General features: G+C 73.9%; 23 protein-coding genes. 18 read left to right on the plus strand and 5 right to left on the minus strand.

The window, feature by feature from the left end:
* Positions 1 to 76 precede the first annotated feature (76 nt).
* Both prcB and prcA read left to right on the plus strand, forming a co-directional pair.
* Complete coding sequence (gene prcB / locus IF27_RS18150) at positions 77 to 922, plus strand: proteasome subunit beta (protein ID WP_052850707.1); 846 nt, start codon at positions 77 to 79, stop codon at positions 920 to 922.
* A gap of 81 nt (positions 923 to 1003) precedes the next feature.
* Positions 1004 to 1768 (plus strand): proteasome subunit alpha, encoded by a 765-nt coding sequence (gene prcA / locus IF27_RS18155; protein WP_052850708.1) that lies wholly within the window; start codon positions 1004 to 1006, stop codon positions 1766 to 1768.
* Between the two features lie 45 nt (positions 1769 to 1813).
* Here prcA and IF27_RS18160 read toward each other — a convergent pair whose 3' ends face one another.
* Positions 1814 to 2857 carry a LacI family DNA-binding transcriptional regulator gene (locus IF27_RS18160; RefSeq protein ID WP_052850709.1) on the minus strand — a complete coding sequence of 348 codons (1044 nt, stop codon included), beginning with the start codon at positions 2855 to 2857 and terminating at the stop codon, positions 1814 to 1816.
* 134 nt (positions 2858 to 2991) lie between these two features.
* On the opposite strand from IF27_RS18160, the gene IF27_RS18165 reads away from it, so the two are divergent.
* The 11 genes from IF27_RS18165 to IF27_RS18215 all read left to right on the plus strand — a co-directional run bounded on the left by IF27_RS18165 (position 2992) and on the right by IF27_RS18215 (position 14719).
* Positions 2992 to 4254 carry an MFS transporter gene (locus IF27_RS18165; protein ID WP_052850710.1) on the plus strand — a complete coding sequence of 421 codons (1263 nt, stop codon included), beginning with the start codon at positions 2992 to 2994 and terminating at the stop codon, positions 4252 to 4254.
* Positions 4255 to 4263: 9 nt separating this feature from the next.
* On the plus strand, positions 4264 to 5625 hold the full coding sequence (gene pafA / locus IF27_RS18170; protein WP_052850711.1) for a Pup--protein ligase: 1362 nt from the start codon (positions 4264 to 4266) through the stop codon (positions 5623 to 5625).
* A 104-nt stretch (positions 5626 to 5729) separates the two neighbouring features.
* Positions 5730 to 6752 (plus strand): FKBP-type peptidyl-prolyl cis-trans isomerase, encoded by a 1023-nt coding sequence (locus IF27_RS18175; RefSeq protein WP_052850712.1) that lies wholly within the window; start codon positions 5730 to 5732, stop codon positions 6750 to 6752.
* A gap of 71 nt (positions 6753 to 6823) precedes the next feature.
* Positions 6824 to 7195 carry an FKBP-type peptidyl-prolyl cis-trans isomerase gene (locus IF27_RS18180; protein ID WP_052850713.1) on the plus strand — a complete coding sequence of 124 codons (372 nt, stop codon included), beginning with the start codon at positions 6824 to 6826 and terminating at the stop codon, positions 7193 to 7195.
* Positions 7196 to 7302: 107 nt separating this feature from the next.
* Positions 7303 to 8262, plus strand: coding sequence for a helix-turn-helix transcriptional regulator (locus IF27_RS18185; protein WP_052850714.1), 960 nt, complete (start codon positions 7303 to 7305; stop codon positions 8260 to 8262).
* A gap of 14 nt (positions 8263 to 8276) precedes the next feature.
* Positions 8277 to 9257, plus strand: coding sequence for a helix-turn-helix transcriptional regulator (locus IF27_RS18190; RefSeq protein WP_052850715.1), 981 nt, complete (start codon positions 8277 to 8279; stop codon positions 9255 to 9257).
* Position 9258: 1 nt separating this feature from the next.
* Entirely contained in the window at positions 9259 to 9498 is a 240-nt protein-coding gene (locus IF27_RS18195) for a hypothetical protein (protein WP_052850716.1), read from the plus strand.
* Positions 9499 to 9621: 123 nt separating this feature from the next.
* Complete coding sequence (tatA, locus tag IF27_RS18200; RefSeq protein WP_052850717.1) at positions 9622 to 9909, plus strand: Sec-independent protein translocase subunit TatA; 288 nt, start codon at positions 9622 to 9624, stop codon at positions 9907 to 9909.
* 88 nt (positions 9910 to 9997) lie between these two features.
* Positions 9998 to 10915 carry a twin-arginine translocase subunit TatC gene (gene tatC / locus IF27_RS18205; RefSeq protein ID WP_052850718.1) on the plus strand — a complete coding sequence of 306 codons (918 nt, stop codon included), beginning with the start codon at positions 9998 to 10000 and terminating at the stop codon, positions 10913 to 10915.
* Positions 10916 to 10944: 29 nt separating this feature from the next.
* On the plus strand, positions 10945 to 11841 hold the full coding sequence (locus IF27_RS18210; RefSeq protein WP_052850719.1) for a diacylglycerol kinase: 897 nt from the start codon (positions 10945 to 10947) through the stop codon (positions 11839 to 11841).
* Between the two features lie 61 nt (positions 11842 to 11902).
* Positions 11903 to 14719 carry a DEAD/DEAH box helicase gene (locus IF27_RS18215; RefSeq protein ID WP_052850720.1) on the plus strand — a complete coding sequence of 939 codons (2817 nt, stop codon included), beginning with the start codon at positions 11903 to 11905 and terminating at the stop codon, positions 14717 to 14719.
* Positions 14720 to 14740: 21 nt separating this feature from the next.
* Here IF27_RS18215 and IF27_RS18220 read toward each other — a convergent pair whose 3' ends face one another.
* From IF27_RS18220 to IF27_RS18230, 3 genes are read right to left on the minus strand one after another with little or no spacing between them, the layout of a single operon-like run.
* Positions 14741 to 15739, minus strand: a complete 999-nt coding sequence (locus IF27_RS18220) for a serine hydrolase domain-containing protein (RefSeq protein ID WP_052850721.1) — start codon at positions 15737 to 15739, stop codon at positions 14741 to 14743.
* The gene (locus IF27_RS18225) at positions 15736 to 15972 is read right to left on the minus strand and encodes a helix-turn-helix domain-containing protein (protein ID WP_052850722.1); all 237 of its coding nucleotides are present in this window, start codon (positions 15970 to 15972) and stop codon (positions 15736 to 15738) included. Before IF27_RS18225 ends, IF27_RS18220 begins: the two co-directional genes overlap by 4 nt.
* Before the next feature lie 33 nt (positions 15973 to 16005).
* Positions 16006 to 16941 (minus strand): 5'-3' exonuclease, encoded by a 936-nt coding sequence (locus IF27_RS18230; protein WP_190233020.1) that lies wholly within the window; start codon positions 16939 to 16941, stop codon positions 16006 to 16008.
* Between the two features lie 247 nt (positions 16942 to 17188).
* Here IF27_RS18230 and IF27_RS18235 point away from each other — a divergent pair, with 247 nt between their 5' ends.
* The 5 genes from IF27_RS18235 to mycP all read left to right on the plus strand — a co-directional run bounded on the left by IF27_RS18235 (position 17189) and on the right by mycP (position 22629).
* The gene (locus tag IF27_RS18235; RefSeq protein WP_052850876.1) at positions 17189 to 18421 is read left to right on the plus strand and encodes a cation:proton antiporter; all 1233 of its coding nucleotides are present in this window, start codon (positions 17189 to 17191) and stop codon (positions 18419 to 18421) included.
* Positions 18422 to 18524: 103 nt separating this feature from the next.
* Entirely contained in the window at positions 18525 to 19280 is a 756-nt protein-coding gene (locus IF27_RS18240; protein WP_223291100.1) for a DsbA family oxidoreductase, read from the plus strand.
* Positions 19281 to 19477: 197 nt separating this feature from the next.
* Entirely contained in the window at positions 19478 to 20362 is an 885-nt protein-coding gene (locus IF27_RS18245) for a DUF2510 domain-containing protein (RefSeq protein ID WP_052850724.1), read from the plus strand.
* Between the two features lie 66 nt (positions 20363 to 20428).
* Positions 20429 to 21433, plus strand: coding sequence for a hypothetical protein (locus IF27_RS18250; RefSeq protein WP_223291109.1), 1005 nt, complete (start codon positions 20429 to 20431; stop codon positions 21431 to 21433).
* On the plus strand, positions 21430 to 22629 hold the full coding sequence (gene mycP, locus IF27_RS18255) for a type VII secretion-associated serine protease mycosin (protein WP_052850725.1): 1200 nt from the start codon (positions 21430 to 21432) through the stop codon (positions 22627 to 22629). Before IF27_RS18250 ends, mycP begins: the two co-directional genes overlap by 4 nt.
* A gap of 16 nt (positions 22630 to 22645) precedes the next feature.
* Here the strand turns inward: mycP and IF27_RS18260 are convergent, their stop codons facing one another.
* Positions 22646 to 23641 carry a serine hydrolase gene (locus tag IF27_RS18260; protein WP_110946024.1) on the minus strand — a complete coding sequence of 332 codons (996 nt, stop codon included), beginning with the start codon at positions 23639 to 23641 and terminating at the stop codon, positions 22646 to 22648.
* Between the last annotated feature and the right edge of the window lie 57 nt (positions 23642 to 23698).

The following is a 23698-nucleotide window of genomic DNA, read 5'->3' on the forward strand; positions in this document are numbered from 1 at the left end:
CGTGCCATAGCCTGCCGCTGCCCCGGCCGCACCGCCGGCCGGGGCGGCGGACCGTCCTCCACATGGAAGGAACCCTGTGGCAGCCAACTCCCACGAGCAGGGGCGACTCCCGGCGGCCTTCCTCCGGCCGGGCTCCTCCTCGTTCCTCGACTTCCTGACCGACCACGCCCCGGAGCGCCTGCCGGGACACCGCGCGCTGCCGCCGGTCGAGGGGGCGGTCGAGGCGGTGCACGGCACCACGATCGTCGCCGCCACGTTCACCGGCGGCGTCGTCCTCGCCGGTGACCGCCGCGCCACCATGGGCAACATGATCGCCCAGCGCGACATCGAGAAGGTCTTCCCCGCCGACGAGTACTCCGCCGTCGGCATCGCCGGTACCGCCGGGCTCGCCGTCGAGCTGGTCAAGCTCTTCCAGCTGGAGCTGGAGCACTTCGAGAAGGTCGAGGGCCACACGCTCTCCCTCGAAGGCAAGGCCAACCGGCTGTCCACCATGATCCGCGGCAACCTCGGCATGGCCATGCAGGGCCTGGCCGTCGTCCCGCTCTTCGCCGGGTACGACCTGGAGCGCGGCGCGGCCCGCATCTTCTCCTACGACGTCACCGGCGGCCGGTCCGAGGAGCACGGCTTCGCGGCCATCGGCTCCGGCTCGCTGTTCGCCCGCGGATCCCTGAAGAAGCTGCACCGCCCCGACCTGTCCGAGGAACAGGCGGCCACCGTGGCCGTCCAGGCGCTCTACGACGCCGCCGACGACGATTCCGCGACCGGCGGACCCGACTTCGCACGCCGCATCTACCCGATCGTCACGGTCATCACCGAGGACGGCTACCGCCGCCTCGGCGGGACCGAGGTCGGCGAGATCGCCCGCGCGGTGTACGACGGGCGGCTCCAACTGCCCGACGGGCCGCAGGCCCCGGCTGTGTAGATTGCGGTGCCGGGCCCGTCCGGCACCGGGCGAAGCGCCAGATCCCGGAATTCCCACGGACGTCGAAGGGACGAGTAGCCGGTGTCCACACCGTTCTATGTCTCACCCCAGCAGGCCATGGCGGACCGCGCCGAGTACGCCCGCAAGGGCATCGCGCGCGGACGCAGCCTGGTGGTGCTCCAGTACGCCGACGGCATCGTGTTCGTCGCCGAGAACCCGTCGCGCGCCCTGCACAAGGTGAGCGAGATCTACGACCGCATCGCCTTCGCGGCGACCGGCAAGTACAACGAGTACGAGAGCCTGCGCATCGGCGGCACCCGCTACGCCGACCTGCGCGGCTTCACCTACGACCGCACCGACGTCACGGCCCGGGGGCTGGCCAACCTCTACGCGCAGACGCTGGGCAACATCTTCTCCAGCGCCGCCGAGAAGCCCTACGAGGTGGAGCTTCTCGTCGCCGAGGTCGGCGAGACCCCGGAGGACGACGAGATCTACCGCCTGCCGCACGACGGCTCGATCATCGACGAGCACGGCTCCGTCGCGGTCGGCGGCAACGCCGACCAGATCAGCAGCTATCTCGGCCAGCGGCACCGCGAGGGCATGGACCTGGGCGAGGTGCTGCGCCTCGCGGTGGACTCGCTCACCCGTGAGGCGGGCGGCGGCGAGCGTGAGCTGACCGCCGATCAGCTGGAGGTCGCCGTCCTCGACCGGACCAGGCCGCAGACCCGCAAGTTCAAGCGCGTGCCCGTGCGGCAGCTCGCGTCCCTGCTGGAGCGGAACGGTTCTTCCGAGGCCGCGGCCGAGGACACGTCCGACAGCGCCACGGACGACACGAGCGGCGACTGACGCACGCCGCGCCCCGGGGAGCCCGCTCCCCGGGGCGCGCGCCTGTCACGCGGGCTGCGGCGCCTGGGCCGTCGAGCCGCGCGTGGCCAGCGTCACCGGCAGCACCGTCGTCCCCCGCCGCTCACCGGCGAGCACCGCGAGCAGCGCCCGCAGCCCGGCGGCGCCCAGCTCCTCGGCGGGCAGCCGCACCGTCGTCAGCTCCGGCTCCACCGCCGTGGCGAGCGCCAGGTCGTCGAAGCCCGTCACCGACACGTCCTCCGGCACCCGCAGGCCCAGGCGGCGCACCGCCTTGCACGCCCCGGCCGCCATCGTGTCGTCGTCGCAGACCAGCGCCGTCGGGCGGGGGAGCGCCGACAGGGCGCGCTCGGCCGCGGCCAGCCCTCCCGCGACGCTGATCGGGCCGCGCTCCGCCGCGACCAGACGCGCCCCTGGGACGGCCGACAGCCCGGCACGCAGGGCGCGTTCCCGCACCTCGAACGTCCAGGACGGCACGTCGGCGGCGACGTGCGCCACATGCCGGTGGCCCAGCGTCAGCAGATGGTCCGTCACCAGCCGCATCCCGGCGCCGATGTCGGGGTTGACGGTCGCGCCCGCCGGACCGTCACGCGGCTCGCTGTCCAGCATGACGAGCGGCAGCCCGTCCCCGCTCAGCTGCGCCAGCGCCTCCACGGCCATCGAGGACGCCAGGACGCCGTCCAGCGTCGCCCCGGCCGAGGCGAAGGGGTCGGGGGCCGCGCCGACGCCCTCGGGCGAGGGGTAGAGGACGACGCCCACGTCCGCCTCGGCCGCCACCCGCGCCGCCCCGGCGTGCACGCGGGCGAAGAACTCGTTGGTCAGCGCCGGGACGACGACCAGCACCGTCCGCGTCCTGCCGAGCCGCAGGCTGCGGGCAGCGAGGTTCGGCCGGTAGCCCAGCTCGCGCGCCGCGGTCCGCACCTCCGCCACACGGGCGGGGGAGACGCGTCCGCGCCACTGCTCGCGCAGCACCAGCGACACCGTCGCCTGGGACACCCCCGCGAGCCGCGCGACGTCCCGGCTCGTGGGCCGGACGGCGCCGTCACGGCCCGCGTCGCTCCCCGTCTCGCCCACAGCCTCCGCGCCTCCCTGCCGGTGTCCTGAATCCGCCGTCCACCAGAACGCTCATCGTACGTACAATCGACGACGTTATACGTAACACGTCACCTCATCGACCGCTCCGACGATCCACCGACAGGGGTTTGCACATGGCCACGGGCTACGGGGAACTGCTGCGCGTCCGCCATGTGACGCGCCTGCTCGTGGGCACGCTCATAGGGCGCCTGCCGAACGGCACCGCGCCCCTCGGCATCGTCCTGTTCGTCCGCGCCGAGGGCGGCGGCTACACCCTGGCCGGGCTGCTCGCCGCCGTGTACGGGGTGGCCACCGCCGTCGGGCAGCCCCTGCTCGGCCGGCTCGTGGACCTCCACGGGCAGCTGCGCGTCATGCTGCCCGCCGCCCTGGTGTCCGCCCTCGGCATGATCGTCTTCGCGGCCGTGGGCACCGACCCGGCGCCCCTGGCATGGACGGCCGTCGCGGTCGCCGGTCTCGCCACCCCGCCGCTCGAAGGCGGCCTGCGCGCCCTGTGGCCCACCGTCATCCGGCACGGCGGCGGGGTGCAGCGTGCCTACGCGCTCGACGCCGTCGCGCAGGAGGTGATGTTCGCGGGTGGGCCGCTCGTCGTCCTGCTGCTCGTCGCCGCCTGGTCCGAGGCCGCCGCCCTGCTGGTCGTCAACCTCATCGGCGTCCTCGGGGCGCTCTCCGTGGTCCTGTCCGCCCCGTCCCGGCGCTGGCGCGGCGCCGCGCGGGAGGCGCACTGGCTGGGCGCGCTGCGCTCACGCGGGCTGCTCGCGCTCCTCGCCTGCTTCTTCTTCGTCGGCACCGCCCTCGGCGCCATCTCGGTCGCGGACGTCGCCTACGCCGACGGCCACGGGGACCAGCTGATCGCCACCTGGCTCACCTCGGGGCTCGGCGTGGGCGCCCTGCTCGGCGGCCTGGTCTACGGCGCCGTCCGCTGGAGCGGGCCTCCCGAGCCACGGCTGCGGCTGCTGGCCACCGCCCTGGCCGCCGGATACCTGCCCCTGGCGCTCGTCCCCGACAGCCTGGTCGTCATGACGCTGCTCAGCGTGCTCTCCGGGGTGTTCCTCGCACCCCTGCTGGCCTGTGCCTTCGTCGTCATCGACCGGCACGCGCCCACCGGCACGGTCACCGAGGCGTTCTCCTGGCTCGTGACCGCCTTCGGCGTCGGCGCCGCCGCGGGCACCGCCGTCGCCGGGCCGGTCGTCGAGCGGGGCGACGCCGCCGCGGGCTTCGCCGTCTCGGGCGCGGCCGGGTGCGTCGCGCTGCTGGTGCTGCTCGCCTCGGCGCGCGTTCTCGCAGTTCCCGGGCGCCCCACCGGTCCTGGCGGGGAAACGCGAAATGATCGAAACGCCGCACTCGAACCCGGTTTCAGAAGTAAGCATCAGGCGTAATGTTCAGTCATGGATCGCCGAATCTTCGGGTTGGAGAACGAGTACGGGGTCACCTGTACGTTCCGCGGTCAGCGACGGCTGTCCCCGGACGAGGTGGCGAGGTACCTCTTCCGCCGCGTCGTGTCATGGGGGCGCAGCAGCAACGTGTTCCTGCGCAACGGCGCCCGGCTGTACCTGGACGTCGGCTCGCACCCCGAGTACGCGACGCCCGAGTGCGACAACGTCACCGAACTCATCACCCACGACAAAGCGGGTGAACGCATTCTCGAGGGACTCCTGGTGGACGCCGAGCGCCGCCTGCACGAGGAGGGCATCGCCGGCGACGTCTACCTCTTCAAGAACAACACCGACTCCGCGGGCAACTCCTACGGCTGCCACGAGAACTACCTCGTGGCACGGCACGGCGAGTTCTCCCGCCTCGCGGACGTGCTGATCCCCTTCCTCGTCACCCGCCAGATGATCTGCGGCGCGGGCAAGGTCCTCCAGACGCCGCGCGGCGCGGTCTTCTGCGTCAGCCAGCGCGCCGAGCACATCTGGGAGGGCGTCAGCTCGGCCACGACGCGCTCCCGCCCCATCATCAACACGCGCGACGAGCCGCACGCCGACGCCGAGCGCTACCGCAGGCTCCATGTCATCGTCGGCGACTCCAACATGTCCGAGACGACCATGCTGCTCAAGGTCGGCGCCACCGACCTGGTGCTCCGCATGATCGAGGCGGGCACCGTCATGCGCGACCTCACGCTGGAGAACCCCATCCGGGCCATCCGCGAGGTCAGCCACGACACCACGGGCCAGCGCAAGGTCCGCCTCGCGACCGGCCGTGAGGCGTCCGCCCTGGAGATCCAGCAGGAGTACTACGAGAAGGCCCTCGACTTCTGCGAACGCCGCGGCATGCGCACCGGCGTCACCGAGCAGGTCCTCGAACTCTGGGGCAGGACGCTGGAGGCGATCCGCGCCGAGGAACTCGACAAGATCAACACCGAGATCGACTGGGTCATGAAGTACCAGCTCATCGAGCGGTACCGCGCCAAGCACAACCTGACCATGTCCCACCCGAGGGTCGCGCAGATAGACCTCGCCTACCACGACATCCACCGCCGCCGCGGGCTCTACTACCTGCTGGAGCGCAGGGGCCAGGCCCAGCGGGTGTGCAACGACCTGAAGATCTTCCAGGGCAAGTCGGTCCCCCCGCAGACGACGCGGGCCCGGCTGCGCGGCGACTTCATCCGCCGCGCGCAGGAACAGCGCCGCGACTTCACCGTGGACTGGGTGCACCTCAAGCTCAACGACCAGGCCCAGCGGACGGTGCTGTGCAAGGACCCGTTCCGTTCGGTGGACGAGCGCGTCGAGAAACTGATCGCCGGGATGTGACGGTTCCGGGCGCGCGCGGCCGGAACGCGCGCGCCCGGAGGCCGTAGGCTGGGGCGGACCAGCGGGTTCCGCCCCGACACGCCCTCGACGCCCCGGTTGGACATATGACCCCCACCCCACGAGCGAGCCGCCTCGTCGCCGCCCTCGCCGTACCCGCCCTCCTCCTCGGCCTGGCCGCCTGCGGCTCGGACGACAGCTCCGACGACTCACCCGAGACCCCCGCGGCCTCGGGGCCGGTGGCCACCGCCTCCGGCGAGTTCGGCGAGGAGCCCGAGCTGGTCATCGAGGAGGACGCGACCGTCGGCGACGACGTGATCAGCGACGTTCTCGCGCCAGGTGACGGCGCGGAGGTCGCCGAGGGCGACTACCTGCGCCTCGACGCCGTGGCGCAGACCGTCTCGGACGGCCGCGAGCTGGTCAACACCTGGGCCGACCCGAACGAGGCCGCCGCCGGTTCCGCCCCCGAGCTGCCCGACGGCCTGCGCCGTCAGGTCATCGCCCAGGCCGGGGTGGACTCCGTCTTCCTCGCCGCGGTCACCGACCCGATGGTCGGCGCGACGGTCGGCAGCCGCGTCCAGGTGCAGGGGCCCGCGGCCGATCTCCTCGGCCAGGGCGCCGCGAGCCTCGGCCTCCCGGAGGACGAGGGCGTCGTGTGGGTCTTCGACATCGTCGGCGCGACGGCCGTGGACCCGGGCGCGGGCGCCGAGGGCGAGCAGGCCCCGGCGGAGGACGGCCTCCCCGCGGTGGAGGCCGTGGAGGGCGAGGGCCCGACGATCACCATCCCCGAGGGACAGGACCCGCCCGCCGAGCTCCAGCAGCAGATCCTCATCGAGGGGGACGGCGCCGAGGTCGAGGCGGGTCAGGCCCTCGTCGTCCAGTACACCGGTGTGAACTGGGCGGACGGCGAGCCGTTCGACTCCTCGTGGGACCGTGACGCCCCCTCCGCCTTCCAGATCGGCACCGGCCAGGTCGTGGCGGGCTGGGACGAGGGCCTCGTCGGCAAGCACGTCGGCGACCGCGTCCTGCTGGTGATCCCGCCGGACCTCGGTTACGGGGAGCAGGGCAACCAGTCCATCCCCGGCGGCTCCACCCTCGTCTTCGTCGTGGACATCGTCGGCGCCGTCTGAGCGTCGCACGGCGAGCCGCATCTCCCGCGTATCCTGCGGGTTCGAGCAAGCGCGCTAGGAGTGATCTTCACGTGAACATCGACAAGCCCGAGGTGGACTTCCCCGGCGGCGAGCCCCCGGCCGACCTGGAGATCAAGGACATCTGGGAGGGCGAGGGCGAGGTCGCCCAGGCCGGCGCGCAGGTGTCCGTGCACTACGTCGGCGTCGCCTTCAGCACCGGCGAGGAGTTCGACGCCAGCTGGAACCGCGGCACGCCGCTGCGCTTCCAGCTCGGCGCGGGACAGGTCATCCCCGGCTGGGACCGCGGCGTCCAGGGCATGCGGGTCGGCGGTCGCCGTCAGCTGGTGATCCCGCCGCACCTCGCCTACGGCGACGCGGGCGCCGGGGGCCGGATCAAGCCGGGCGAGACGCTGATCTTCGTCTGCGACCTGGTCTCGGTCTGATCTCCACAAGCGGTACCGTGGGCCCATTCCCCTTACGGGGGACGGGCCCACGGCGCTTTCCGGCGCGGGCGCGACTCGGGCTCGCGGACGAGAAGGGGCGGCGCGCGATGGCGATTGCCAAGGCCGAGCGGCTGATGAACCTGGCCCTGTGCCTGCTGGGCACCGGCCGCCCGCTGAGCAAACGCGAACTGCGCGACTCCATCGAGGCGTACCGCGAGGTCGGCTCCGAGGACGCCTTCAACCGCATGTTCGAGCGGGACAAGGACGACCTGCGCGAGCTGGGCCTCGTCATCGAGACCGTCGAGAGCATCGACGGCGACACCGGCTACCTCGCCCGCCGCGACCACAACCAGCTCCCGCCCCTCACGCTGGACGCCGAGGAGGCCGCCGCGCTCGGCCTGGCCGCCCGCGTCTGGCAGCAGGCGCGCCTCGCGGGCGCGGCGAGCGGCGCCCTCCAGAAGCTGCGGGCCGCGGGGATGCCGCTGGCGCAGGAGGAGCTGGAGGCGTACAGCGCCATCGAGCCGCGCGTCCCGGCCGGTGAGGCGGCGTTCGAGCCGCTGATGATCGCCTGCCGCGACCGGCGCCCCGTCACCTTCGACTACCGCAGGTCGAACGCGGCGCGGCCGGTGAGCCGTCAGGTCGAGCCCTGGGCCCTGGAGTGCTGGCGCGGCCACTGGTACCTCGCGGGCTGGGACCGCGACCGGCAGGCGGAGCGCGTCTTCCGCCTCTCCCGCATCACCGGCCGCGTCAAGTCCCGTGCGGGCGCCTTCACGGCCGAGGTGCCCGACCACGTCGCCCTGCGGGAGTCCGTCGCCCGCTGGGCCGGTGAGACCCCCACGGGACAGGCCCGCATCCGGCTGCGCACCGGCGCGGGATACCCGCTGCGCGCACGGGCGACCGCCGTCACGGAGGCGCCCTCGGGCGCCGGGTGGGACGACCTGGAGATTCCCTACGGGCACGGCCTCGGCGCCTGGCTCGCCGAGTTCGGACCCGACGTGATCGTGCTGGAGCCCGCCGAACTGCGGGCCGACGTCATCGACCGGCTGCGCGCCGTCGCCAAGGGCTGAGGAAGGACGCCGCCATGGCCACCACAGCCATCGACAGGACCCGCAGGATGCTGTCGCTCGTCACCTATCTGAGGGAACGCCCCGGCGCGCGGGTGGACGAGGTCGCCCGCGCCTTCGGGATCACCGAGGACGAGCTGATCTCCGACCTCAACGTCCTGCCCATGTGCGGGACCAGCTTTCGCGGCGGTGACCTGCTCGACATCGACACCGACGGCGAGCACATCTGGTGGTACAACGCGGAGGCCGTCGGCTCCGGCACCGGCCAGCCGCTGCGGCTCGCCGCCGACGAGGCCACCGCCCTGCTGGTCGCCGCCCGTGCCGTCGCCACCCTCCCCGGTCTGCGGGACGGCGACCGCGACGCCCTGCTGCGGGCCACGGCCAAGCTGGAGGCCGCGGCGGGCGAGGCGGCCGGGGCCAGCTCGCGCCTGTCGGTCACCTTCGAGTCCGAGGGCGGCGTCTTCGCCGACGTGGACCGGGCCATCACCGAACGGCGCCGCCTGCGCATCCGCTACTACTCGCCGGGCCGTGACGAGCTGACCGACCGGGAGATCGACCCCATCCGGCTGTTCGCCGTCGGCCACACCTACGTCGAGGCGTGGTGCCACCGGTCGGAGGCGCGGCGTACCTTCCGCCTCGACCGCGTGGCCAGGATCGAACTGCTCGACACCCCCGCCGACCCGCCGCCCGTCGAGCCGCGTGACCTCAGCGAAGGTCTCGTGCAGCCCGCGCCGACCGACCCCGAGGTGGTCGTCGAGGTGGGCCCAGGCGGGCGCTGGGTCGCCGAGTACTACCCGCACGACTCCGCCGAGGAACTGCCGGACGGCGGGCTGCGCGTCACGCTGCGCACGCCCGACCCCGCCACGCTGCGGCGGCTGGCGCTGCGGCTCGGCGGGGACGGCCGGATCGTCGCGCCGTCCGCCCTCGCCGACAGCGCGCGGGAGGCGGCCCGTGCGGCGCTCGACCACTACGCGACGGCGGCGGGGGAGGGGCGCTGACGTGTTCTGGCCGATGTTCCAGTTGACCCTGGCGTTCCTCGGCGTCGCCGTCCTGGGCGTCCTCGGGGTCCGCGTCGGCGTCGAGGCCCGTCGTTTCGCCCGCGCCGTGGCCGCCTCGTCCGAGCGGATCGGCGCCGCGGCCGAGACCCTCGAACGGTCCGCCGCACCCCTCGTGGCCAGGGGCGGAGCCGTTCACCGCACGTTCGGCCGTGCGTCCGGGAGGGACGGGGACGGCGAATAGATCGTCGCGCAGGCATTGATTTGTGTTCACCCCCGCGAGTTAAGATTGCCACTCGTGCGGCCGGTCCGGAATGTCGAGGTCCCGCACGGCAGCCGAATCCCCCGGAAGAAAGAAGACGAGACCATGGGCTCGCTCTCCGCATGGCACATCCTGCTCGTCGTCCTCGTCGTGGTGGTCGTCTTCGGCTCCAAGCGCCTGCCCGACACCGCACGCGCGCTCGGCAAGTCCCTCCGCATCCTGAAGAGCGAGACGGCGGCCATGAAGAACGACGGCCGCGCCGCCGACACGGCCGAGACCGCCGCCTCCCCGGCCGAGCAGCCGACCGCCGCCCGTACCATCCAGGCCGCCCCCGGTGACGTCACCAGCGCCCGGCCGGTCGAGGAGCCCAGGAGCACCACCCAGCAGGGCTGACGCCCGGCCGCCGGCCGGGACGTGTTCGGAGTGAGTGTGGTCAGGCGGCTCGGCGGACACCGGCCGCCGTAGGAGATGAGGACCTGGCGTGCCCAAGGCACCGCAGAAGACCAAGGACCCCGAGGGACGGATGTCCCTGACCGAGCATCTGCGCGAACTGCGCAACCGGCTCGGGATCTCGGTCGCCGGCATCCTGGTGGTCACCATCGTCGCGATGTTCTTCGCCAAGGACATCATGGACTTCCTCTCCGATCCGGTCCCGGTCTGCGAATCGTTCGAGGACCCCGCGGCGCGCGACCGCCGCTGTGCCGTCCTGGCGCAGAACGGTCTGACCGTCCCGTTCGGCACCTACCTGAGGGTGTCGCTGCTCGTCGGCCTCATCGCGGCGTCCCCGATCTGGCTCTACCAGGCGTGGGCGTTCATCGCGCCAGGGCTGCACAAGAACGAGAAGAAGTACACGCGGGCCGTCGTCGCCGTGGGCGTGCCGCTGTTCCTGGCGGGCTCCGCGTTCGCGTACTGGCTGCTCGGCCGCGCCGTGCCCGTCCTGCTGAGCTTCAGCGCGCCTGGGGCGCAGAACTACGTGTCGATGGAGGAGATCCTCGACCTGACGGTCAGGATGGCGCTCGCCTTCGGTCTCTCCTTCGAACTGCCGCTTGTGCTGGTCCTGCTGAACCTCGGCGGCATCGTCTCCGGCAAGCGGATGCTCAGCTGGTGGCGCTGGATGGTCGTCGGCATCGCCATCTTCGCGGCGGCCATCACCCCGACCGACCTGATGTCGATGGTGGCCCTCCAGGTGCCGGTCACCGCCTTCTACTTCATCGCCTGCGTCATCGCCGTGCTCAACGACCGGCGCAAGGCACGCAGGGAGGACGAGGAGGAGTTGGACGACGACGAGGCGTCGCCGCTCGACCTGACCCCGGCCGCCGTCGAGCCGGTGGAGCGGGTCTCCTCCTCCCGGCTGGACGACAGGCCCTCGCGCCTGAACGGCTTCGATGACATCACCTGACCCGCGCGCCCGTCCGCGACGGGACGCGCGTGGCCGGTGACACGACCGTCCTGGTCAACCCGGCGGCGGGCCGGGGGCACGGCCGCTCCGCCGCCCGCCGGGCCGTCGGCGCCCTGGAGGCGGCGGGACTGACCGTCCACACCCTCGTCGGCCAGGACGCCGCCGACGCCCTCCGGCTGGCCCGCCGCGCCGTCGCGGACGGCACCCGCGCCCTCATAGCCGTCGGCGGCGACGGCGTGGCCTCGCTCGCCCTCCAGGCGGTCGCCGGGACGGACACGCCGCTCGGCCTCGTCGCCGCGGGCACGGGCAACGACCTCGCGCGCGCCTGCGGCCTCCCGATCGGCGACCCGGCGGCGGGAGGCCGCGTCCTGGCCGCCGCGCTGACGGCGGGCGCGTACCGGCGCATCGACCTCGGCCGCATCGGCGGCACCTGGTTCGGCGGCGTGCTCGCCACCGGCTTCGACTCCCGCGTCACCGAGCGGGGCAACCGTATGAGCCGCCCGCGCGGCAGGCTCCGCTACGACCTGGCGACGCTCGCCGAACTGGCGACGCTGCGCACCCTCCCGTACCGCATACGGCTCGACGACGGCCCGTGGCGCGAGATGGACGCCACGCTCGTCGCCGTCGGCAACGGGTCGAGCTACGGCGGCGGGCTGCGGATATGCCCGGCCGCCGCGCTGGACGACGGGCTGCTCGACGTCACGGTCGTCGGCCCGTGCAGCCGCACGACGCTGGTCCGCGTCTTCCCGCGCGTCTTCCGGGGCACCCATGTGTCGCACCCGGCGGTCACCGTCCACCGGGCCGCGCGCGTCACCCTGGAGGCGCCGGGCGTCACCGGCTACGCGGACGGGGAGCCGGTGGGGCCGCTGCCGCTGACGGCCCGCTGCGTCCCCGGGGCCCTGCGGCTGCTGGCGCCCCCGCCGTGAGCCCAGCCCGCCGGTAAAGATCGCCGCACTGTCACAGGCGGCCGGTAGGCTCGACCGCACAATGACCGACGACATGTCCCCCGCAGAGCGTTACTCCGCCGCTCGCAGGCGAGCCATCGAGCAGGCCACCGCGCTCACCCCGTTCCGTGAGCTGTACGACTTCGAGCTCGACGCGTTCCAGATCGAGGCGTGCCAGGCCCTGGAGGACGGCAAGGGCGTCCTCGTCGCCGCCCCGACCGGCTCGGGCAAGACGATCGTCGGCGAGTTCGCCGTCCATCTCGCCCTGACCCAGGGCGGCAAGTGCTTCTACACCACGCCCATCAAGGCGCTGTCGAACCAGAAGTACACCGACCTGGTCAAGCGCTACGGCGCGGACCAGGTCGGCCTCCTCACCGGCGACAACAGCGTGAACTCCGACGCCCCGGTCGTCGTCATGACCACCGAGGTCCTGCGGAACATGCTCTACGCCGGTTCCCAGGCGCTGAACGGCCTCGCCTACGTGGTCATGGACGAGGTGCACTACCTCTCCGACCGCTTCCGCGGCGCGGTCTGGGAGGAGGTCATCATCCACCTGCCGGAGTCGGTGACGCTGGTCTCCCTGTCCGCGACCGTCTCCAACGCCGAGGAGTTCGGCGACTGGCTGGACACCGTGCGCGGCGACACCCGCGTCATCGTCTCCGAGCACCGGCCGGTCCCGCTGTGGCAGCACGTCCTGGCCGGGCGCCGGATGATGGACCTGTTCGAGGAGTCGGGGGACAAGCGCGAGGTCAACCCGGACCTGCTCCGGCTGGTCCGCTCCGACCAGGGGCGCGGCTGGGGCAGGGACCGCGCCCGTGGCGCCCGTGACCGCAGGCGGGAGGCCGACCGGGAGCGTGAGCGGCGCCAGCGGGCCCGCGTCTTCACGCCGAGCCGGGCCGAGGTCATCGACCGGCTCGACTCCGAGGGCCTGCTGCCCGCCATCACGTTCATCTTCAGCCGCGCCGGGTGCGAGGCCGCCGTCCAGCAGTGCCTCCACGCGGGGCTGCGGCTGAACGACCCGGCGGCCCGCGTCCGGGTGCGGGAGATCGTCGAGCGGCGCACCGCGGCCATCCCCGACGAGGACCTGCACGTCCTCGGGTACTTCGAGTGGCTCGAAGGGCTGGAGCGGGGCATCGCGGCGCACCACGCGGGGATGCTGCCCGCGTTCAAGGAGATCGTCGAGGAACTGTTCGTCCACGGGCTGGTCAAGGCGGTCTTCGCCACCGAGACGCTGGCGCTCGGCATCAACATGCCCGCGCGCTCCGTCGTCCTGGAGAAGCTGGTCAAGTGGAACGGCGAGCAGCACGCCGACGTCACGCCGGGCGAGTACACCCAGCTGACCGGCCGGGCCGGGCGGCGCGGGATCGACGTCGAGGGGCACGCGGTCGTCCTGTGGCAGCAGGGGATGGACCCGGGGGCCGTCGCGGGCCTGGCCGGGGCGCGGACCTATCCGCTGCGGTCCTCGTTCCGCCCGTCGTACAACATGGCGGTCAACCTCGTCGCGCAGTTCGGGCGGCACCGCTCCCGCGAGCTGCTGGAGACGTCCTTCGCGCAGTTCCAGGCGGACCGGGCGGTCGTCGGCATCGCGCGCGAGGTGCGCAAGAACGAGGAGGGCCTGCTCGGCTACCGCGAGGCCATGACCTGCCACCTGGGCGACTTCGACGCGTACGCCAGGCTGCGGCGTGACCTGAAGGACCGTGAGAACGAGCTGGCCAAGCAGGGCGCGGCCCAGCGCCGCGCCGCGGCGGCTGCCTCCCTGGAGCAGCTGCGACCCGGCGACATCATCCATGTGCCCACCGGCAAGTTCGCGGGGCTCGCGCTCGTGCTGGACCCGGGTTCAGGACCGCCCGGTGGGCGTCCGCGCGGCCCGCGCGGCGGCTTCGACCCGTACGAGGGGCCCCGTCCGCTGGTGCTGACGGTGGAGCGGCAGGTCAAGCGGCTCGCGATGATCGACTTCCCCGCGCCGGTGGAGCCGCTGGACCGGATGCGCATCCCCCGGTCGTTCAACCCGCGCAGCCCGCAGTCGCGGCGCGACCTCGCCTCGGCGCTGCGCACGAAGGCGGGGCACCGCGACCCCGGACGGCACCGCAAGGAGCGCGCGAGCGCCGCCGACGACACCGAGATCGCGCGGCTGCGCGCCGCCATCCGCTCCCACCCCTGCCACGGCTGCGACGAGCGCGAGGACCACGCCCGCTGGGCGGAGCGGTACCACCGGCTGCGCCGTGACACGCGGCAGCTGGAGCGGCGCATCGAGGGCCGTACCAACACGATCGCCCGCACCTTCGACCAGGTCTCCGCGCTGCTCACCGAGCTGGGCTACCTCCAGGGGGATGAGGTCACCGACGACGGGCGGCGTCTCGGCCGTCTGTACGGCGAGCTGGACCTGCTGGCCAGCGAGTGCCTGCGGGACAAGGTCTGGGAGGGGCTCGACCCGTCCCAGCTGGCCGCCTGTGCCTCCGCGCTCGTCTTCGAGGCGCGCAACGCGGACGACGCCGCCGCGCCCGAGGTGCCCGGCGGTGAGGCGCGCCGCGCGCTCGGGGACATGGTGCGGATCTGGGGGCGGCTCGACGCGCTGGAGGAGCAGTACCGGATCAGCCATGTCACGGGGGTGGGGCAGCGGGAGCCGGACCTCGGGTTCGCCTGGCCGGTCCACCGCTGGGCGCAGGGCGAGGGGCTCGACGTCGTCCTGCGGGACGCAGGGATGCCCGCCGGGGACTTCGTGCGCTGGTGCAAGCAGGTCATCGACGTGCTCGGCCAGATCGCCAACGCGGCCCCGGCGGGCGGCACCGTCGCCAGGAACGCGCGCAGGGCCGTGGACCGGCTGCTGCGCGGTGTGGTGGCGTACAGCTCGGTGGGCTGACCGCCCGCCGGGGGTGCGGGGTCAGCGGACGTCGGGCGCGTCGGCCGCTGCGCCGACCTCGGCCAGGAGCGCGAAGCCGTACCGGTCGAGGGGCGCGGCGCTGGCCGACAGGAGGACGACACCTGTCCCGGCGGCGCGGTCGAGTCCGAGCCAGGACCTGAAGCCGCCGGTGCCGCCGTTGTGCCAGGTGACGTCCCGGTCCTTCATGCGCACGGTGATCCAGGCGGCGCCGATGCGGGCGCCGGAACCGAAGGGCGCGACCGGCTCCAGCGCGGCGACGCCGGGGGCGCTGCCGTCGAGCAGCGCCGCCGTGAGGCGGGCCATGCCGGTGAGCGTGGCGCGTACGCCGCCGGCGGGGCCCACCGCCTCGCCGGTCCACGGCTCCCGTGGCCGCCCCCGGCGGCTTCTTCCGGTGAGGGCGCCCGGCCTGAGCTGGTCGGCCGTCGCCGGTACGTAGAAGTCGTCGCAGCCCAGGGGGTCCGTGACACGCCGCCTGAGGAGAGCGGCGTAGGGGGTGTCGGCCGCCGCGGCGAGGGCGTGGCCGAGCAGTTCGAAGCCGAGGTTGGAGTAGCGGGGCCGCGGCTTGCCCAGCGGGACGCCCCTGGCCTGGTCGAGGAGTTGGTCGAGGTCCTCGCCGTAGGGGTTCGTGCCGTGCCGCCACAGGGCGAGCGTCCTGCGCGTGGGGTGGGCGGAGCGGGGGAGCCCCGGCAGGCCGGAGCGGTGGGTGCTCAGCGACTCCAGTGTCACCCGCGCCGCCGGGGCGTCGCGCAGCGGCAGCAGGTCGCCCAGCGTCGTCCCGTCGCCGATCTCGCCGCGCGTCCGCGCCTCGGCGTACAGCAGGCCGGTGAGGCCCTTCGACAGCGAGCCGATCTCGAAGTCGCCGTCGGGCCCCGTGCCGCGGTACGCCGTCGTGAGGTTCCCCGACGAGACGACGGCCGCCGCGGCCACGGGGTGGCGGGAGCCCGGCAGGGCGCCGAGCCAGGCGGCCGATCCGTCCTCGACACCCGCCGCGCCGGTCATGACCGGCCCCCCAGCAGGCCACGGCCGCTGTGCTTCTTGTGGACGGCCTGTTTCGAGACACCCAGGGCCGCCGCGATCTGCGGCCAGGTGGCTCCCTCGTTCCGTGCGCGGCGCACGAGTACGGCCTCGGCGCGTTCGAGTTCGGCGCGCAGCCGTGCCATCGCCGCCAGGGCCACCAGCGGGTCCCTGTCGGCCGTCGCCGCGGCGATGCCGGTCAGTCCTTCGTCGCTCATGCGGTCAACCGTAGTTGACCGCCACCGCTGTGGTCAACCTTGGTTGACCGCAGGTCGGTCCGGTCGGCGCTCCAGGGTGCTCAGCAGGCGGGTCAGTGAACCGCCCAGGCCCCAGCGGGCGTTGAGCGTGTCGAGGGCGGCCGGGTCGCGTGGCGTGGTGGGCAGGGCCGGGTCGTACGCGGGCAGGGGCAGGCCGGTCGCCACCCGGACGACGCGCGGGGCGACCTCCAGGTAGGCGGCGGCGGCCGTGAGCCGTTTGCGCTGGGCCGGGGTGAGCGGCGCCGCCGGGTCGTCCAGGGCGGCGGCGATGCCCGCCAGGTCGCCGAACTGCGCCAGCAGTCGCGCGGCGGTCTTCTCGCCGATGCCGGGGACGCCGGGCAGGCCGTCGCTCGGGTCGCCCCGCAGCAGGGCGAGGTCGGCGTACCCGGGGCCGTCCACGCCGTACCGGTCGCGCAGCGCCGTCTCGTCGAAGGCGGTCAGCGTCGCCATGCCCTTGACGGGGTAGAGCACGCGCACGCCGCGCCGGTCGTCGATGAGCTGGAACAGGTCACGGTCGCCGGTGACGATGTCCACGGGACCGGCGGCGGCGACGGCGAGGGTGCCGATCACGTCGTCCGCCTCGTGCTCGGGCACGCCGACGCGGGCGATGCCGAGGGCGTCGAGGACGGCCTCGATCACCGGCACCTGGGGGGAGAGCGTGTCGGGCACGGTCTCGGCGTCCGGGCCCTCCCCGTGCGCCTCGGCGACGCGGTGGGCCTTGTAGGTGGGGATCAGCGCGACGCGCCAGGCGGGGCGCCAATCGGCGTCCATGCAGGCGACGAGGTCGTCGGGCCGGTGGTCGGCGACGAGGCGCGCGATGAAGTCGAGCAGGCCGCGCACGGCGTTGACGGGCGTGCCGTCGGGGGCGCGCACGGACTCGGGCACGCCGAAGTACGCGCGGAAGTAGAGCGAGGCGGTGTCGAGCAGCATCAGGCGTCTGGTCACACCCCGGATCATGCCGCACGCCTCGGACATCCCACGGGCACCCCCTTGGCCAAAAAAATAGTTTGATAGGCTAAGTATTAACGTTTTCTTGACGCATGCTTGACCCACCATCTGCGTGTCGAGCTGCCCGGACGCCGAGGAGGAGACATTTCCATGCCGACGACCCCGACGCCCCCTGCCACCACCGTCAGCGGCGGGTGACCGTATGGGACACGCCGACACGCTGCTCGCGATGGGCGGCGCCTTCGTGGCCGCCGCGTTCCTCGCCCGTCTCGGCAGCCGCATAGGGCTGCCGACGATCCCCCTGTTCATCCTGGCCGGGATACTCCTCGGCCCGAACACCCCCGGCTACGTCCTCCTGGAGGACCCGCACGACCTGGAGATGCTCTCCGCGCTCGGCCTGGTGCTGCTGCTGTTCTACCTGGGCCTCGAATTCCACATGGACGACCTGCGGACCGGCGGCAGGAAGATGGCCGTCGCCGGATCGACGTACCTCGCGCTGAACGTCGGCGCGGGGCTCGGGTTCGGGTTCGCGCTGGGCTGGGGCACCTCCGAGGCGCTGGTGCTCGCCGGTGTCCTCGGCATCTCGTCCTCGGCCATCGTCACCAAGATCCTCGTGGACCTGGGGCGCATCGGCAATCCGGAGACGCGTCCCATCCTCGGCATCATCGTGGTGGAGGACATCTTCCTCGCGCTGTACCTCGCCGCCCTCCAGCCGATCATCTCCGGCGCGGACGGGGTCGGGGCGATGCTCACCGACATGGGGAAGGCGTTCGGCTTCCTGGTCGTCCTCGCGGTGGCCGCGCGCTGGGGCACCGGCGTCATCGGCAGGCTGTTCGCCACCAAGGACAACGAACTGCTCGTCATCTCCTTCCTCGGCGCCGCCGTCCTGGTCTCGGGGATCGCCGAGACGTTCGGGGTCGCGGACGCCATCGCCGCGTTCATGGTCGGCCTGATCCTGGGCAACACCGGCTCGGGCGACCGCATCCGCGAGCTGGTCCATCCGCTGCGGGACGCGTTCGGCGCCATCTTCTTCTTCGGCTTCGGCCTGTCCATCGACCCGGGCGACCTGCCGTCGGTCATCTGGCCCGTGCTCATCGCGATTGTCGTCACGGTGACGATGAACCTGCTCGCCGGTCTGCTCACCGCCCGGATCTACGGCTTCGGTGCCGGGCCCACGGCCAACGTCGCGACGACGCTGCTGGCCAGGGGCGAGTTCGCGCTCATCCTGGCGACCATGGCGGCGGCGGCCGGGCTCGACGCGCGCCTGTCGCCGTTCATCGCCGGATACGTGCTGATCCTCGCGGTCGTCGCGCCGCTGATCGCGGGCCGCTCCCACTGGCTGGCGCGCGTCCTGCCGGGCCATGGCCCGGAGCCGTCGCCGCCCGCCGCCGTCGGCGAGGCCGTGCCCGAGCCGGACACCGAGTGCGGCGCGGAACCCGAGCCCTCGGCCACGAGCCGCTGAGGACGGGCCCGGGGCGCCGTGGCAGGGGAGGGGGCCCTGCCACGGCGCCCCGGGCGGCGGCGCATCATGGGGGAAAGGCACCGAGCGGACTGCGGGGACGGGCATGGGTGAGACGAAGGTGGACGGCATGCGGCTGGACGTCTGGTCCGACGTGATCTGCCCGTGGTGCGGGCTCGGCAGGCACCGGCTCGCCGAGGCGCTGCGCCGGTTCGAGCACCGGGACGAGGTCACCGTCGTCCACCGCTCCTTCCAGCTCGACCCCTCCGCCCCCGTCGGCACGACGCTCCCGGTGGCCGAGGCCCTGGCCGCCAAGATGGGCGCCTCGCCCGCCCAGGCCAGGGAGATGACCTCCCGGGTCGAGGAACTGGCCCGCGCCGAGGGGCTCACGCCCTACGTCGTCGGCGACAACGAGACGGGCAGCACCGCCCTCGTCCACGAGTTCCTGGCCCACGCCGGTGCGGAAGGGCAGCACGCCCAGGCGTGGGACGCGGTGTTCGACAGCTACTTCGGGCGCGCCGAGTCCGTCTTCACCGTCGAGGCACTGGTGTCCCTCGGGGAACGCCTCGGCCTCGACGCGGCGGACACCCGCGCCGCCCTCACCGACCGCCGGTACCGCGCCCAGGTCGAGGCCGAGGCGCGGCACGCCGCACGGCTCGGCGCGACCGGGGTGCCGTTCACGGTCATCGACGAACGCTTCGCCGTCATGGGCGCCCAGGACGCCGACACCCTGCTCGACGTCCTGCGGCAGGCGTGGGCAGCCGCGCACCCCGAGGCGCGCCCGGTGGTGGTCGCCGACACCGCCGAGGCGTGCGGGCCCGACGGCTGCGCCGTGCCGGACGACCACGCGGCGCACGGCTGACGCGCCGTCAACCGCGCCCGCCCGTACCGGATCCCGTGCGGAAAGCCCGGTTCCTCACCGGACGCGCGGTTCGGCGCCCCCGCAGCCCTGAGGCGGACTGGCCGGTCAGGGCACTGCTGTGAGAAATTCACTCCATCGAGGGCACGACGTACCGGGGGAACGTACGCGTGCCGGGGTGGACAAGGAGCGTGACGAACATGGCGACGCCTGCCGGCTGGTACCCCGACCCCGGTCACGCGGGGCCGCCCCCACCCGCCGAGCGCTGGTGGGACGGGCAGACGTGGACCGCCCACACCCGCCCGCCGGACGCGACGATCCCGGCCCCCGCGCCCGTACCACAACCGACGTACGCGCAACCGCCGATCGGCCCGTACGCCGCCGCCCCGCCCTACGGCTACGGCTACCCGCAGGGCCCTCCGACGCCCCGCACGCCGCGCAGCCGCTCCGTCGTCGTCCTGGCCGCCGTCCTCGTCGTCGCCCTGGTCGTCGCCGCCGTCGGCTACGTGACGCTCTCCGGCGACGGAGACGGTGACGGCGGCCGGGACGAGGCGGACGGCACGCGGGGCACCGTGACCACCGCCCAGGCCGGTGGCGTCGCCCTGCCGCTCCTCGACGGCTGGACCGAGGCCGACGTCGAGGGGGGCGTCATGATCAGCGCCGACCCGTACCCCTGCCCCGGGGACACCGAGCAGCAGTGCATCGGCGGCGCCGCCTCCCTCGGCGTCCTGCCGCAGGCCACCGACAGCCCGGAGGAACTGGCGCGCGCCGACATCGAACTGCACGCCGAGGACGGCTACGGCTCCGACGAGCTCTACAGCGGCGTGACAGGCGTCGAGGAGACCGACGCCGAGGAGGTCACCGTCCTCGGCCAGGACGGATTCCGCGTCCGGGCCAGGGTTGAGACCGGCGTGGGGATGGACGCGGTGGTCGAGTCCGTCGCCTTCCCCGCGCCGGACGGCAGCGGACTCGCCCTGCTGCGCCTCGCGTTCGACGTCCGGGACACCGCGCCGCCGGTCGAGGACATGGCGCGCGTTCTGTCCGGACTGCGCGCGTCCGGCTCCGGGCCCGGTACCGAAGTATGAGGTGACAACCGTAAAGTGACCCCGTCAAGCGTCGGCAGCGGACGCCGGGGGCCGGGGAGTGGGCGGATGAACACCGAACAGGGCCCGTGGCGTTCGGAGTCACCGCGGCCTCTCCCACCCCGCCCGGCAGCCCCGCCCGCCACCACCCGGCCGAGCGTACCGGCGTCCCGCCAGGCGCCGCTCCCCGCCGACCGGCCGGACGACGCCCCTCCGAGACCGGCCGTCCCCCCACCGCCCGCCGTACCGCCGCCGCCCGCGGAGCCCCCACCCCCCGGCACGTTCGGCCCCGTCCTGCGCTCCGGCACGCTCCGCCTGCCCAGCCGCACGCTGCGCATCGCCGGAGTCGTCGCCTGCCTGGTCCTCGGCACCGGGCTGCTGGGCGGCGCCGCCGCGGGCACCTGGCTCGGCCCCGACGCCGCCGCCGACACCGCGGCGCACCTCTTCACCGAGAGCCGCGACCTGTGGCGCGACCTCCCCGTGGACGACCTCTTCCCGCCCGAGATCACCGGCGAGGGCGCTGGCCCCGGCGGCGCCGACCGCACGTGGACGCGCATCGCCGTCGCGCCCGACAGCGGCTGCGCCGACGCCTTCGACCCGCTCCTCGCCGACGTCCTCGAACCCGTCGGCTGCCACCGCCTCGTCCGCGCCACCTACACCGACGAGACGCAGACCACCGTCACCACCGTCGGCCTCCTCTTCACCACGGCCGACGCCGCGGACATGGCGGCCCTCGAAGCCCGCTTCACCGAGGAGGACCTCGCCGCACGCCCCGACCTCCTGCCCCGCCCCTACGCGGCGCCCGGCACGGCCGCCGAGGACTTCGGCGACGCCCAGCGCGCCTCCTGGTCCGTCCGCGTCGCCACCGAGATACCCGTCGTCCGCTGGACCGTCACCGGCTTCGCCGACGGCCGCGCGTTCCCCGACCCCGAGCCCGCCGCCGAGGCCACGGCCGAGGACGCGGACAGCACCGTCGCCCTCGCCGGTCTCGGCCACGACGCCCAAGGGCTGGCGGACGCCCTCGACACCCGGCTGCGCGAAGCGGCCGACCGGTACGCCCCGGAGCCGCGATGACCCGCCCCGCCCGCCTCGCCGCCGCCCTGACGGCCGCCGCCGTGCTCACCCCGGCCCTCGCCGTCGCCACCCCCGCCCGCGCCGACTCGATCCGCGAGCAGCAGCAGTGGGCCCTCGACGCCATCCACGCCCCCGACGCCTGGGAGACGACACGCGGCGAGGGCATCACCGTCGCCGTCCTCGACACCGGCGTGGACGCCGACCACCCCGACCTCGCCGGAGCCGTCCTCCCGGGCCACGACCTCGTCGGCCTCGGCGCCTCGCCAGGCGACGACACCTGGGCCGCGCACGGCACCGCCATGGCCGGGATCATCGCCGGACGCGGCCACGGCCCCGACAACGGCAGCGGCGTCATCGGCGTCGCCCCCGCCGCCCGCATCCTGCCCGTCCGCGTCCTGCTGGAGGACGACGACCCGGAACGCGACGAGGCACGCCGCACCCGCACCGGCGCGCTCGCCGAAGGCATCCGCTGGGCCGCCGACCAGGGCGCCGACGTCATCAACCTCTCGCTCGGCGACGACAGCGACTCGGCCCGCCCCGACCCCGAGCAGGACGCGGCCGTCCGCTACGCGCTCGACCAGGGCGCCGTCGTCGTCGCCTCCGCGGGCAACGGAGGCGACGAGGGCGACCCCGTCTCGTACCCCGCCGGATACCCGGGCGTCATCGCCGTCGCCGCCGTGGACCGCAGCGGGGCCACCACCGACTTCTCCACCCGCCGCTGGTACACCACGGTCAGCGCCCCAGGCAAGGACGTCATCGTCGCCGACCCGGACGGCCGCTACTACGCGGGATGGGGCACGTCCGCCGCCGCCGCGTTCGTCTCCGGCTCCGTCGCCCTGCTGCGCGCCGCCTACCCGGACCTCACTCCCGCGCAGGTGCGTGACCTCCTCGCGGACACCGCCCAGAACCCGCCGCCCGGCGGGCGTGACGACACCTTCGGCAGCGGCGTCGTGGACCCGGCCGCCGCGATCGAGGCCGCGGCCGAACTCGTCGCCGCGCCCCTCGAACCGGCCGCCGAGCCCTACACCGCCCGCTACTTCGGCCCCGGGCCCCGCCCGGTCACCGGCGGCGACACCTCCTGGCTCGCCCCGGCCGCCGGGGCCGCGGGCACGCTCTTCATGGTCGGCGCCGCCGTGCTGACGGCCCGCCTCCGCCGCAGGACGGGCGCGCCGTGGTGGCGGCCCGACCAGTGGTGAACGACCCCTGGCGGGCTCAGACGCCGCTACGGCCCGCGCCGTCCGCGGCGAGCGCCCGCACCGCCGCCTCCGACACCGCCTCCACGGCCGCTATCCCCGCCTCGCGCGACGCGTGACCGTCCGAGACGACCGCTATCAGATACCGCTCACCGCCGGACGTCACACGGCCGATGCTGTTGATGTCCCACAGGCCCGTCTGCGTGCGCGGGAGCCAGCCGTTCTTCAGCTCGAACGCGTCCCCGTCCGCCGCCGCCGACACGCCCCACCGCTGCCCGTCGGCCACGCTCTCCATCAGGCCCCTGATGTAGAGGCGCGACTCCGCCGTCAGCGCCGAGTCCGTGCCGTAGACGGCCGCGAGCAGCGCCAGCTGGTCACGGCTCGTCGTCTGCGTCAGCCCCCAGTGCCCCCCCGGGCCCCCCGACGTCTCGACCAGACCGAGACGCGCGTTCGCCGCGTCGAGCCCGTCCGCGCCGCCTATCGTCTCCCACAGCGCGTCGGCCGCCGGGTTGTCGCTCTCCCGGATCATCACCTCGGCCTGCCCGCGCTCCATCGGCGTCAGCGCGCGGCCCTCGTCCTGCGCCCGCAACAGCAGCGCGGCCAGGATGTCCACCTTCGCGATGCTGGCCGTGTCGAAGTGCTCCTCGCCGTACACGGCGCTGCGCCCGCTGCCGAGCGCCCGCACCGAGACCGACAGACGCGCCCCCTCGGCCGCGCCCTCCGCGAGCAGCGGGGATATCTCCCGGGCCAGGCGCAGGTCGGACACGACGGCGGACTGGACGTCGTCGTCGGTCACGCCGCGGGAGGGCGGCACCTGCACGTGGTCCAGCCCGTCACCCGGCCCCGACCCGCCGTCCAGCGTGTCGGCAGCCTCCGCCGCACCCACCGTGGACCGCACCGCCTCCCGCGCCGAGTCGCTCGCGGACACCCCCGCGAGAAGAGTCGTGGCCAGCGCCGTGTTCAGCACCAGGGCAGGTGTGAACCGGCGTGGCGCACCAGGGGACTTCCTGCTCATGAGCGCACGGTATCCCGCACACCTGCCCGAGTCATCTCCGCGCACGTGAAGAACGCG

Source organism: Streptomyces avicenniae (assembly GCF_000719135.1).
Taxonomy (GTDB): domain Bacteria; phylum Actinomycetota; class Actinomycetes; order Streptomycetales; family Streptomycetaceae; genus Streptomyces; species Streptomyces avicenniae.